Here is a 12011-nt window from a genome sequence, read left to right as displayed (position 1 = left end):
ATAATGCAGGATATTAAAGTAAGCAATCAGTTTGTTTTTTGCATATAATCTATCAATCCCATAGAGCAGACAGCGATATCCACAGAAAGGATCTTATATACAGGGTGGTCAGATGGGATGCCTCTGCCATTTAGATTGGCTTTAATTTTTTCTTCAAGCATGGCTTGCGCTGCCTGTGTCTGCTGATCAATAGAACCGCCTTCAGATACGGCAATTCTGCCTGTATGGAGGAATATCTTAAGCCAATCCTTAATTTGCCTGTAGACCTCTTTTGGGTTTGTACTCATTCCATAATGGCCAAAGAAAATAAAATCAAGATCCATTTTTTCATACATGCCAATGGATTCGAGCATTTTGCCTGGATCGAATTGGTTTGGTGAAGTTGAGGGCAGATACATTTCAATTCCATTTTCTTTTAATTGAGGATAAGACACACCAGCCGTGTCTCCTGTGAACATTCCATTTAAAGCAGGATGAAAGATACTGAAGTGGTGATTAGCGTGCCCAGGTGAATGAAAAAATTTCAGAGTGCAATTTGGTCCTATTTTAAGCTCTTCTTCATGTTCTTTTGTGATAATTTTATCCTCTCGAACAGGCAAAATAGGATTAAACAGTCCATCAAATTTATCTCCGTAAACAGCTTTTGCACCAGCAATTAAGCGTGAAGGATCTGCTAAGTGCCTGCCGCCTTTCGGGTGGACAATAACCTTTGCATTCGGACAATGGGTTAGTAAAAGGCCTGTGCCGCCTGCATGGTCAAGATGAATATGGGTAACGATGATATACTCAACTTCCTCAGGCCGAATGTGAAGCTGGCTTAGCCCTTCCAGTATGTAGGGAATTGAAGGGCTTGCGGAAGTTTCAATCAAAGTCAGCTTTTCCTCTGTTAAGACATATGTACCGGTACGTTTTTCCAGTGAAAGATCAAAATCGTCAATTAAATATAGATTTTCCGCTAATTTTTCAGGTTTTGCCAAAAAAAATCACATCCTTTATAAAGCTTTTGCTTGTACAAACACCTGACAATATTTTATTCTGTTAATATTGGTATGTAAAGCATCGAGCTTGAATATTCTGAATTTATTTCTTTAGGATAGAAACATGCCAAAAGAGAAACCTAAATGTAGAATTATGGGTTTTGTTTTGGAAAGGAGAGAGAGCATGTCACAGCTTCAAGGTATATTAACACGCTTAAAGAGCTTACAGGAACAAGCAACAGGCGGAGAGCCAATGCAAAGATTTTTTGAGGTGAATGGTGAAAGGAAATGCCAGGTAACTTTTCATCCGAAAAATGAAACATTTGAACTGGAAGTATATTACGATAAAGAAAAGCCAAAAAGATATCAATTCGACAACATTGATATGATTACGATCGAAATTTTCGATTTGATTCAATAATCCACCATATACATAAGGGGCCTTTTGGGCCTCTTTTCTTATTAAAAACAGCTTGAAGAAAAAGCGTGCTATAATATGAAATATCAATCTTCCAGAGGTGTGAAATGTATTATCTGCTCATGATTTTGCTGTTTTTTACAGTTCTTCTTTTGCTTGCAGATTTAATTAATACAAAAAAAGAAGTAATCCGGATCAGGAAAACTCTTGAAGAAATGAAAGAAATTTTAAAAGATAATAAGGACTCGAAAAAATAGGTATTGAGAACAATAAGTAATAAAGGACCCTTTGATTTGAGGTGAAGCAGAATGATGCCAATTGTAACATGTCCAGGATGCATGGCTGAAAAAGACATCGATGCCGTTTTAACCGCACAGTCCAATCAAAATGTTATTTTTCGCTGTCCTGACTGCGGCTATGAAGTAAAAGACATTCAAACGAGCAAAGGTTAATAGGGGCAAAATGCCGGAGACTATGATAAAATGGGTAAGAAGTATAACTAATTTTTGAGGAGTTTTCGGCGATGATCAGTCTCCATAGCGAGGAATTTTTAGAATTTAACATAAGTGATTTCATGATTCCTTCTGAACGGGTAGCACATGTACAGGTTGGCAATAACCTGGAGCATGCCCTCTTAGTGTTAACAAAAAGCGGATATACAGCAATACCTGTACTAGACCCGCAATATAAGCTGCAGGGCTTAATCAGCACACCCATAATCATGGATTCTATTCTCGGGCTAGAGCGGATCGAATTTGAGCAGCTGGAGCAAAAAAGGGTTGAAGAGGCTATGAACAGAAATATCCCGCGGCTTGATGCTGAGTCCTCTATACAGCAATCGATCGAGCTTTTAGTTGACCATCCCTTTATATGTATAGAAAACAAGGAAGGCTACTTTGAGGGAATACTGACTCGCAGAACAGTTTTGGATCAATTAAATAAGCACATCAGACGATTAAATAAGCGATAAACATCATTCAGCTCCCAGCAGTGGGAGCTTGCTTTATTTTCAATGATGAGAGTACCGGTGTATTTATTTCCGCTACTTGCAGGCGTTATTCATGTTTTTATTCATTTTGGAGGGGAAATGCTTGAGTCAGACTTTACATAAAAAAATGCCGGAAGGAAAGAGAAAAGTTACGAAAAAGCCTTTTGTGCTTGCTTCAGTTATGCTTGCCATGTTTATGGGAGCTATAGAGGCAACCATTGTTTCAACCGCAATGCCTGCCATTGTAGGGGATTTAGGCGGATTTGCTTTATATAGCTGGGTGTTTTCAGCTTATCTGTTAATGAATGCTGTGACTGTTTTAATTTATGGCAAGCTCTCAGACTTATTTGGGCGGAAGCCCGTTTTGACATTCGGGATTATCATATTTTTAATTGGTTCCATTTTATGCGGTTTTGCTGAATCGATGACAGCACTGATCATTTTCCGATTAATCCAGGGGGTTGGAGCTGGAGCAGTCATGCCGATAGCAACCACCATAGTCGGGGATATCTATACAAAAGAGGAAAGGGCACAGGTTCAGGGTTATTTATCAAGCGTATGGGGTATTTCAGCCATAATGGGTCCTGCAATAGGAGGGCTTCTAGTTGAATTCGTCAGCTGGCGATATGTTTTTTGGGTGAACATTCCGCTTGGCATTATGGCTATAGCAGGCTTATGGCTCTTCCTTCATGAGAATGTGGAAAGAAAAAAGCATCAGATCGATTATGCAGGGGCTGTGCTATTAACGGTTTCCATCTCATCTCTGATGTTTGTGCTTGTTGAGGGAGGAACAAATTGGGCATGGAATTCCATCGAAGCAATCAGCCTTATAGCGGTTAGTGTGATTTCCTTTATTTTATTTATCCTGCAGGAACAAAAAGCTGCAGAGCCGATGATGCCTTTTAATATTTGGAAGGAAAAACCGATTTTAATTGCTAATTTAGCTTCACTGACAACTGGTGTGATGCTGATAGGGATTTCCAGTTTTCTGCCGGCATTTGTCCAGGGTGTGATGGAAAGGTCGCCGATTGTTGCAGGTTTTACACTTACGACCATGTCGATAGGTTGGCCAATAGCTTCTGCAGCTGCAGGCAAGCTTCTTTTGAAAATTGGTTTTAGAAGCACCTCTGTAATAGGGGGAGTATTCTTAATTGCAGGGAGCATATTATTTGTCACACTCACTCCTGAAGCAGGACCTGTATGGGCGGCGGCTGGAAGCTTTCTGGTCGGGGCCGGCATGGGATTAACTAGCACTGCTTTTATTGTATCCATTCAGAGTACAGTGGAATGGAAGCAAAGAGGAATAGCTACTGCTGCCAATATGTTTATGAGAAATCTTGGCAACACTATAGGAGCAGCCTTGCTGGGCGGGATTCTGAACAGCCAGATAAAATCATATATACAGAATAATGGTGAAGGCATAGATTCCAGCCTATCTTTAGATTCAGCAAATGTACTTTTAAATGAAGAAGCGAGAAACAGCCTGAATACGGGAGTGAAGGACATCCTGCAAAATGGTCTCACCATTTCACTTCATTCAGTGTATTATGCGGTACTATTATTTGCTGTTATAAGTTTCTTACTGGTAATTGCTCTGCCAAAGCATGAAAAGGAAGATGCCGATTAAACGGCAAGAGATCTCTGCATTTAATTTGCAGAGATTTTTATATTCTTAAAGAACTGTAAGCTTTTAAGGTGCTGATGTCCTTTCTAATGATAATGAAACTCTAATTCAATTAAGATATACTATAAGAAAAAGTTATGAGGGGAAGATGTTTATGTCTTCACTTACGGAATTTCACCTTTTATCAGTGCTGGCACAGGAAATGAATATGAGAAAAGCGGCTGAACGTTTATTTGTTTCGCAGCCAGCCCTTTCACAGCGTCTTGTAAATATTGAAAAGGAATGGGGCAGCAAACTATTCCTCCGCTCACAAAAGGGTTTGTCACTGACGCCCGCTGGAGAAATCGTATTACAATTCATTAATGAAGTTCTTGCGAAGGAAGAAAAGGTCAGGGAGTCAATTACAGCCTTGAATTCAGAGGTCCATGGCACCTTAAAAATTGCAGTTGCTTCAATCGTAGGGCAGAATTGGCTGCCTCAAGTTCTTAAGAAGTTTGTCAGCCGCTATCCCCAGGCAAAAATTTCACTGATCACCGGCTGGAGCAGTGAAATATTAAAATCGCTCTATGATGATCAGGTTCACATTGGAATTATTAGAGGGACTCCGGACTGGAAGGGGATTAAAATCCCTTTATTTAAGGACAGTCTTTATCTAGTGGATACAGAGATTACAAGGCCGGAGCAGGTCCTTGAAACAGACAGGCCCTTCATTCAGTTTAAGAGTGATTCCAACTATTATCAGGAAATTCAGGACTGGTGGCTGCGGCAGTTCAAAACGTCTCCAAAACGGACAATAGTAGTTGATCAAATTGAGACGTGCAAGCAAATGACTTTCAATGGAATAGGATATGCCATTCTTCCAGCCATTACACTGAATGGTGCGGAGAAAAATATTTTTAAAATCCCGCTGCTGGATGAAAATAATTTGCCGATTAAGCGTGATACATGGCTGCTGGGATATGAATCCGCCTTTCAGCTCAAGCAAGTTCAGGCATTTGTTGAGTTAATTAAGGAGCATATTGAAGAAGAAGGAAAAGGATATCACCCATGACTTCTATTTTCATTTATTTTTCTTGTTTTCAGCGCTTTTGTTTGTTAAAGTAATGCTAGTTGCAATGTTATACATAGAGGAGGATTTTTAATATGAAAATGATGGATGCCAATGAGATTATTTCATTTATCCAGAACAGCACAAAATCAACACCTGTAAAGGTTTATATTAAAGGTGAATTAGAAGGAATCGACTTCGGTGATTCAGCAAAGGCCTTTATAAATGGCAGTACCGGTGTGGTTTTTGGTGAATGGTCTGAAATTAGCCAGGCAATTGAAGCAAATCAGTCACAAATTGAAGATTATGTTATTGAGAATGACCGCAGAAACTCAGCGATTCCACTGCTTGATATGAAAAATATTAAAGCCCGCATTGAGCCGGGGGCAATCATCCGCGACCAGGTTGAAATCGGTGATAACGCTGTAATCATGATGGGGGCATCCATTAATATTGGTTCAGTGATCGGAGAAGGTACAATGATTGACATGAATGTTGTCCTTGGCGGAAGAGCAACAGTCGGCAAGAATTGCCATATTGGAGCAGGAACTGTGTTGGCTGGAGTTATTGAGCCTCCTTCAGCAAAACCTGTTGTTGTAGAAGATGATGTAGTTATAGGAGCCAATGCAGTGGTTCTGGAAGGTGTAACTGTTGGTAAGGGTGCAGTAGTTGCGGCAGGTGCGATTGTCATTGATGATGTGCCTCCTTACACTGTGGTGGCAGGAACACCAGCTCGTGTAATTAAAGAGATTGATGAAAAGACTAAGTCTAAAACAGAAATTAAGCAGGAGCTTCGCCAATTATAAGAGTTTGAAAGCGTGGATTGCGATCCGCGCTTTTTCTAAAGGTGAAAGCCTTTTGGTTACCCAAGACTGCTATAGCGTTAATGAAATATAAGGGGCATTTTTAACAAGGGGGAAGAAAGTTTGGACACAAACAATCCATTCGTTGCATTACGGCGGGAGCTGCACAAAATACCGGAGTTAGGGTTCCGTGAATTTAAAACACAGCAGTTTCTATTAGATTACCTGTATTCTCTTCCTCAGGACAGCATGGAAATTAAAACTTGGAAAACAGGTATTCTTGTGAAAATCAGCGGCAGGAATCCGTCCAAGATGATTGGGTATCGTGCTGATATAGACGGCCTCCCAATCATTGAGGAAACAGGCCTGCCGTTCAAATCCGTGCATAGTGAACAAATGCATGCCTGCGGACATGATTTTCATATGTCGATTGCACTTGGCCTAATAGCAAAATTTATAGAAGAACGCATTAACGATGATTTACTGTTTATATTTCAGCCAGCAGAAGAAGGGCCTGGCGGAGCAGAACCCATGCTTAAATCTGAAATAATGAAAGAATGGAAGCCGGATATGATATTGGCTCTCCATATTGCTCCAGAATATCCCGTCGGAACAATCGCATTGAGAGAAGGGCTGCTGTTTGCAAATACCTCAGAACTTTTCATTGATTTAAAAGGAAAAGGGGGACATGCAGCATATCCGCATAATACCAATGATATGGTTGTGGCAGCATGTACTTTGGTCAGCCAGCTTCAGTCCATCATTTCAAGGAACATTGATCCTTTGGACAGTGCAGTCGTTACAATCGGAAAAATTACAGGTGGCACCGTTCAAAACATCATAGCTGAAAAAGCGAGGCTTGAAGGTACCATCCGAACGTTATCCCCTGAATCAATGAAAAAGGTAAAAAGCAGGATTCAGGCGCTAGTAAAAGGAATTGAAGTTGGGTATGAATGTGAAGCTTCAATCGACTATGGAAGCATGTATCATCAGGTTTACAATGAGACAGCCTTAACGAAGGAATTCATGGAGTTTGCGCGTTCCAACACAGACATAAACGTTGTTGAATGCCGGGAAGCCATGACAGGTGAGGACTTCGGATATATGCTTGAAGAAATTCCAGGCTTCATGTTTTGGCTTGGGGTCGATTCAGAATACGGACTTCATCATGCCAGGCTGAATCCAAATGAAGCGGCAATCGAAAAAGCGATTGAATTGATTGCAGCATATTTAAGGTATAAAGGATAAGTCAGCTCATTTTGCAATAAGTATTTACTAAATAAAGTGGAAATGTTAAAAAAGCTGATTTCGCAGCACCTTTTTAGGTTCTGCGAAATCAGCTTTTTGCTTACGGTTTTATCCGGCAGCACTTTCTGATCCTGCGTGTTTTTGAATGAGCACCTGATGAGGGAATGGAATTTCGATTCCGTTAGCTTCCAGGGCTTCCTTCAGTGCTTTTCTCAGCTGCCGTTCGACAGCCCACTGTTCCATGTTTTCTGTCTTTGCAATAATTCTTAATACAACATCCGATGAGCCTAATGTTTGTACGCCAATGACATTAGGTCCTTCCACAATCGCCTGGTTTACTTCGGCGATTTTGTCGCAGGTTTCCTGAAGTACTGTGATAGCTTCATCAATATTGTCATCATAGGAGATTCCTATATCAACCAGTGCGCGCATATTGCCGCGGGAATGATTGCTCAGACTGGTAATCTCCCGGTTCGGGATATAATGCAATGTACCGTCAAAACCGCGGATTTGAGTAGTTTTTAATCCAATTTGCTCCACTATTCCTGAGTAGCTTCCGGTAGTAACATAATCACCGACATCAATTTGCCTTTCCAGCAATATAAAAAATCCTGTTACTACATCGCTGACAAGGCCTTGAGCTCCAAAGCCGACCGCCAATCCGACTACCCCGGCACCGGCAAGAATGGCAGTTGCTTTTATACCGAAAATCTGAAGAATCGTAACAGCAAAAATAAAAATAAGTACGTAAGAGAAAATGTTTTTAGCAAGACTTTGCAGTGTCTTCGATCTTCCCGGAGATATTCTTTCCTTCCTCCCGATTCCCTCAAAACTTTTATGTATTATTTTATTCCCCGCAGACTTAACGATTAAAAATGCAAAATAGATAGCTGCCAGCTTTAATAGAATAAGTCCGGCATCAATCAGCAGGGCTTCCCAATTTATTTGCGATAAATTTAGATTCTCCATTCTAACGCTTCCTTTCAGTATGATTAAAGTCATCATTTTATCGCAACAGCACTTTATATGCAAACGGTTAGCCTTTCTATCATTCGGGCAGCTCTATATACTGGCTGGATGTGAAAAACTAAATTACTGATATGCAGGATTTTAGATCGAAAGCCTTTTAGCGATTTCAAAGGGTATTAATAAAGATTAGGAGTTTGAATAGACTCATTAAGAAGATAAGCTTAAAAAAAGTGGAAAAATCAAACAAAAAGGGGTGGAAAAATACTTCGAAACTCGATATATTTAATATTACGTTCTAACTTTTCTAATTTTTCCGCAAATTAAAGGGGGCATGCAGATGGAAACATTTAAAAAGTTAAAGCAATATTACTGGCCATATAAACATTACTTTCTCTGGTCCATATTCTTTCTGTTTATTGTGACAGCGATTACGGTTGTGTATCCAATGATCCTTCAGCTGACAATTGATGAGGTTGTCATTGGGGGAAATTATGGGTGGATACCTTATTTGGCTTTAGGCTTCATTGCCATAATGGGTGTAAAAGGGGCAGCGACATATATCCATCAGTACACTGGTGATTTGTTTGGGATCACATCGGTCTATAAACTTAGAAATGTACTTTATGAAAAGCTGCAGTTCTTGCCGTTTCGATATTATGACAATGCAAAAACAGGCGATTTAATGTCTCGGCTTACTGCTGATGTTGAGGGGTTCCGTTTTTTTCTTTCATTCGGATTTTCTGAACTCATACGTTTTGTTTTACTGATCTTTATCAGTGTTTCGGTCATGTTTTATTATTCTATTCCACTGGCGATTGTCACTCTTATTACGCTGCCTTTTCTTGCGGTAGTCACCTTTAAATTCGATAAAGCTGTGCATCCGGCATTCCGGAGCATCCGCAAATCATTCGGACGGCTGAATACAAAAGTTCAGGAGAATATAAGCGGAATTAATACAGTGAAGTCATTATCACGGGAAGATTTTGAGATAAATAAATTCAATGACTCTAACAGTGACTATAAAGATAAATATCTCTTTACATCGGATATTTGGGCTAAGTATTTTCCTTTAATGGAGTTTCTGGGCAATTTAAGTGTTGTATTGCTCCTGGCTTACGGAGGTTATCTTGTTATGGCTGGCAGTCTGAAGCCAGGGGAGCTTGTCGCTTTTTACAGCCTTCTCTGGTATATTATGTGGCCTATTATGAACCTTGGATTCATCGTTAATCTCTTTTCTCAGTCCAAAGCTTCCGGAGAGCGGCTTATTGAGATCCTTGAGGCAGATAATGAAATTGAGGATATAGAATCATGTGTTAAAGCAGAACGTTTGCTGGGTGAGGTGGAATTTCGCAATGTTACGCTGAAATATACCCAGGATGATAATGACGCTTTATCCAACATCTCTTTTCATGCTGAGCCAGGAAAGGTAATTGGGTTAATAGGCTCGACAGGATCAGGAAAAACGAGCTTAACACAGCTTATGACAAGATTTTATGAGCCAGTTGAAGGTCATGTGATTATAGATGGTGTAAATGTGCAGGAATACTCTCTTCAATCTCTGAGAAGAAATATCGGCTTTGTTCTCCAGGAATCCTTTTTGTTTTCTTCTTCGATTAAAGCAAATATTGCATTCGGAAAGCCTGAATCCACTATGGAGGAAATCATTGAAGCTGCCAAACGTGCACAGGCACATGAATTTATCATGGAGCTTCCTGATCAATACGATACCGTTCTTGGCGAAAGGGGCATGGGGCTTTCAGGCGGCCAGAAGCAAAGGATTGCGATAGCAAGGGCCATCTGTGCAGATCCCAGTATTTTAGTATTGGATGATGCAACAAGTGCTGTGGATATGGAAACAGAATTCAGAATACAAAAAGCCTTGAAAGAAGTAATGGCTGATCGAACTACCTTTATCATTGCCCACCGGATTTCTTCCCTGAAGCATGCAGATGAAATACTTGTACTAGAGAACGGGAGAGTGGCAGAACGGGGAACACATGAAAAGCTTCTTAAAAATAATGGCCCATATCAGCGGATTTACGATATTCAATATCAGGACCGCGATAAGGTTCTCCAATCAAATGCAGGCTAGGAGGTGCCTCCTTGAAAAAAAATAAAACAAAAAATGAAAATGTGTTAAATAGATTTCAATACTCAGCCGACGAAATTATTGAGAAGCCTTTTAACTGGAAGCAAATGCTGCGCTTATTCAGTTATATGGAGCCATACAGAAAAAATTTACTTCCGCTCTCAATTATTATGGTATTAATAAATACAGCAGTCAGGCTTATAATTCCCATCTTAATCGGTGTGTATACGTTAGATAAAGCTTTGATTGAAAAGGACGGCAGGCTGCTCGCCATTCTGGTTTCAGTGATTGCAGTACTCTATACCATTTCATATGCTGCAAACTATTACAGGATAAAATGGATGAATAAGCTTGGCCAAAGTGTAATTTATGATCTTCGGAAACATTTATTTACACACGTACAGACGCTTTCGCATCGTTTTTTTGATCAGCGTTCAGCAGGATCCATACTGGTAAGGATTATGAATGACATAAATTCGCTTCAGGAGCTGTTTACCAATGGGGTCATAAATCTGCTGATGGATCTGATTATGCTGGCAGGGATTTTTATTATTTTATTTACACTAAGCCCAGAACTGACTCTGGCAATCATGGTCATTTTGCCCATCATGTTTATTATCTCGACCAGCTTGCGCAGAAATATCCGCAGATCGTGGCAAACGGTCCGGTTAAAACAATCCAAATTGAATTCTCACTTAAATGAAAGCATTCAGGGGATAAGGATTACCCAGTCTTTTACACAGGAAAAAGAGAATATGGCATTCTTTGATGGTGTGAATACTGAGAACTTTGAAAGCTGGAGAAATGCATCTCAGAAAAATGCAATGTTCAGGCCGCTGGTTGAATTGACCAATGCCCTGGGTACCGCTGTACTGATTTGGTTTGGGGCACATCTGATTCAGGATGGGTCAATCTCAATCGGTGTATTTGTTTCTTTTGCCTTTTATTTAGGGATGTTCTGGGAGCCTATTTCCCGTCTTGGAATGGTTTATAACCAGCTTCTCATGGGAATGGCTTCCTCTGAACGAATCTTTGAGTTTCTTGATGAGAAACCAATCGTATCAGAAAGGAACGATGCATTTCATTTACAGGAGATAAAAGGGAAGATTGAATTTGAGAATGTCACATTTTCCTATGATGAAAAAAGAACAGCCTTAAATGGGGTTTGCCTTGAGATAAAAGCAGGGCAAACCGCGGCGCTTGTGGGGCATACAGGATCAGGTAAAACGACCATAGCAAATTTAATCAGCCGCTTTTATGATCCTTCGGGAGGTTCTGTAAAAATAGATGGCTATGACCTGAAGGATGTATCTTTATCAAGTTTGCGCAAGCAAATCAGTGTGGTGCTGCAGGACACTTTCATATTTTCCGGAACAATCTATGATAACATCCGTTTTGGCAGACCTGATGCAACTGATGAAGAAGTAGTGGAAGCAGCCAAAGCCGTTGGTGCACATGGGTTTATTGCAAAACTTTCAAAGGGATACGAGACTGAAGTGGAGGAAAGAGGAAATATATTATCGGTGGGTGAGAGGCAACTCCTCTCCTTTGCCCGTGCTTTACTTGCAGACCCTCGTATTCTTATACTAGATGAAGCTACTGCCAGTATTGACACTGAGACAGAGGTCAAAATCCAGCAGGCTTTAAAAACACTCTTAAAGGGAAGAACGGCAATTATTATTGCCCATAGGCTATCCACAATCCGTGAATCCGATCAAATCTTTGTGCTTGATCATGGAAATATTTTAGAAAAAGGAAATCATGAAGAATTAATGAATGCAAAAGGTGAATATTATCATTTGGTAAAAGCACAATTCAATATGCTTGATGCAATGTGAATGAACAAA

General features: G+C 40.2%; 12 protein-coding genes. 10 read left to right on the top strand and 2 right to left on the bottom strand.

What is annotated here, in order from left to right; genetic code table 11:
• Positions 1 to 26 precede the first annotated feature (26 nt).
• Positions 27 to 977, bottom strand: coding sequence for an MBL fold metallo-hydrolase (locus tag MKY20_RS22130; protein ID WP_019381662.1), 951 nt, complete (start codon positions 975 to 977; stop codon positions 27 to 29).
• Between the two features lie 184 nt (positions 978 to 1161).
• Between MKY20_RS22130 and MKY20_RS22125 the strand changes: the two genes are divergently transcribed.
• The 8 genes from MKY20_RS22125 to MKY20_RS22090 all read left to right on the top strand — a co-directional run bounded on the left by MKY20_RS22125 (position 1162) and on the right by MKY20_RS22090 (position 7106).
• On the top strand, positions 1162 to 1398 hold the full coding sequence (locus MKY20_RS22125) for a YkuJ family protein (protein WP_019381663.1): 237 nt from the start codon (positions 1162 to 1164) through the stop codon (positions 1396 to 1398).
• A 104-nt stretch (positions 1399 to 1502) separates the two neighbouring features.
• Positions 1503 to 1652, top strand: coding sequence for a hypothetical protein (locus MKY20_RS22120; protein ID WP_019381664.1), 150 nt, complete (start codon positions 1503 to 1505; stop codon positions 1650 to 1652).
• Between the two features lie 51 nt (positions 1653 to 1703).
• Positions 1704 to 1847 (top strand): hypothetical protein, encoded by a 144-nt coding sequence (locus MKY20_RS22115; protein ID WP_019381665.1) that lies wholly within the window; start codon positions 1704 to 1706, stop codon positions 1845 to 1847.
• A 71-nt stretch (positions 1848 to 1918) separates the two neighbouring features.
• Positions 1919 to 2365 (top strand): cyclic-di-AMP-binding protein CbpB, encoded by a 447-nt coding sequence (gene cbpB / locus MKY20_RS22110; protein ID WP_009330996.1) that lies wholly within the window; start codon positions 1919 to 1921, stop codon positions 2363 to 2365.
• Positions 2366 to 2510: 145 nt separating this feature from the next.
• Positions 2511 to 4010, top strand: coding sequence for an MDR family MFS transporter (locus MKY20_RS22105; RefSeq protein ID WP_341003409.1), 1500 nt, complete (start codon positions 2511 to 2513; stop codon positions 4008 to 4010).
• Between the two features lie 151 nt (positions 4011 to 4161).
• Positions 4162 to 5058 carry a LysR family transcriptional regulator gene (locus MKY20_RS22100; protein ID WP_019381667.1) on the top strand — a complete coding sequence of 299 codons (897 nt, stop codon included), beginning with the start codon at positions 4162 to 4164 and terminating at the stop codon, positions 5056 to 5058.
• 92 nt (positions 5059 to 5150) lie between these two features.
• Positions 5151 to 5861, top strand: coding sequence for a 2,3,4,5-tetrahydropyridine-2,6-dicarboxylate N-acetyltransferase (dapD, locus tag MKY20_RS22095; RefSeq protein WP_009330993.1), 711 nt, complete (start codon positions 5151 to 5153; stop codon positions 5859 to 5861).
• Between the two features lie 120 nt (positions 5862 to 5981).
• Complete coding sequence (locus MKY20_RS22090; protein ID WP_009330992.1) at positions 5982 to 7106, top strand: N-acetyldiaminopimelate deacetylase; 1125 nt, start codon at positions 5982 to 5984, stop codon at positions 7104 to 7106.
• Positions 7107 to 7214: 108 nt separating this feature from the next.
• Here MKY20_RS22090 and MKY20_RS22085 read toward each other — a convergent pair whose 3' ends face one another.
• On the bottom strand, positions 7215 to 8075 hold the full coding sequence (locus MKY20_RS22085) for a mechanosensitive ion channel family protein (RefSeq protein ID WP_019381669.1): 861 nt from the start codon (positions 8073 to 8075) through the stop codon (positions 7215 to 7217).
• A 337-nt stretch (positions 8076 to 8412) separates the two neighbouring features.
• On the opposite strand from MKY20_RS22085, the gene MKY20_RS22080 reads away from it, so the two are divergent.
• Positions 8413 to 10167 carry an ABC transporter ATP-binding protein gene (locus MKY20_RS22080; RefSeq protein ID WP_019381670.1) on the top strand — a complete coding sequence of 585 codons (1755 nt, stop codon included), beginning with the start codon at positions 8413 to 8415 and terminating at the stop codon, positions 10165 to 10167.
• An 11-nt stretch (positions 10168 to 10178) separates the two neighbouring features.
• Complete coding sequence (locus tag MKY20_RS22075) at positions 10179 to 12002, top strand: ABC transporter ATP-binding protein (protein WP_341003005.1); 1824 nt, start codon at positions 10179 to 10181, stop codon at positions 12000 to 12002.
• The last annotated feature ends 9 nt before the right edge of the window (positions 12003 to 12011 follow it).

Source organism: Cytobacillus sp. FSL W8-0315, from assembly GCF_038002905.1.
Classification (GTDB): Bacteria; Bacillota; Bacilli; order Bacillales; family Cytobacillaceae; genus Cytobacillus; species Cytobacillus pseudoceanisediminis.
Note: the sequence above shows the minus strand (reverse complement) of the source record. Positions and strands in the feature narration are given on the sequence as shown.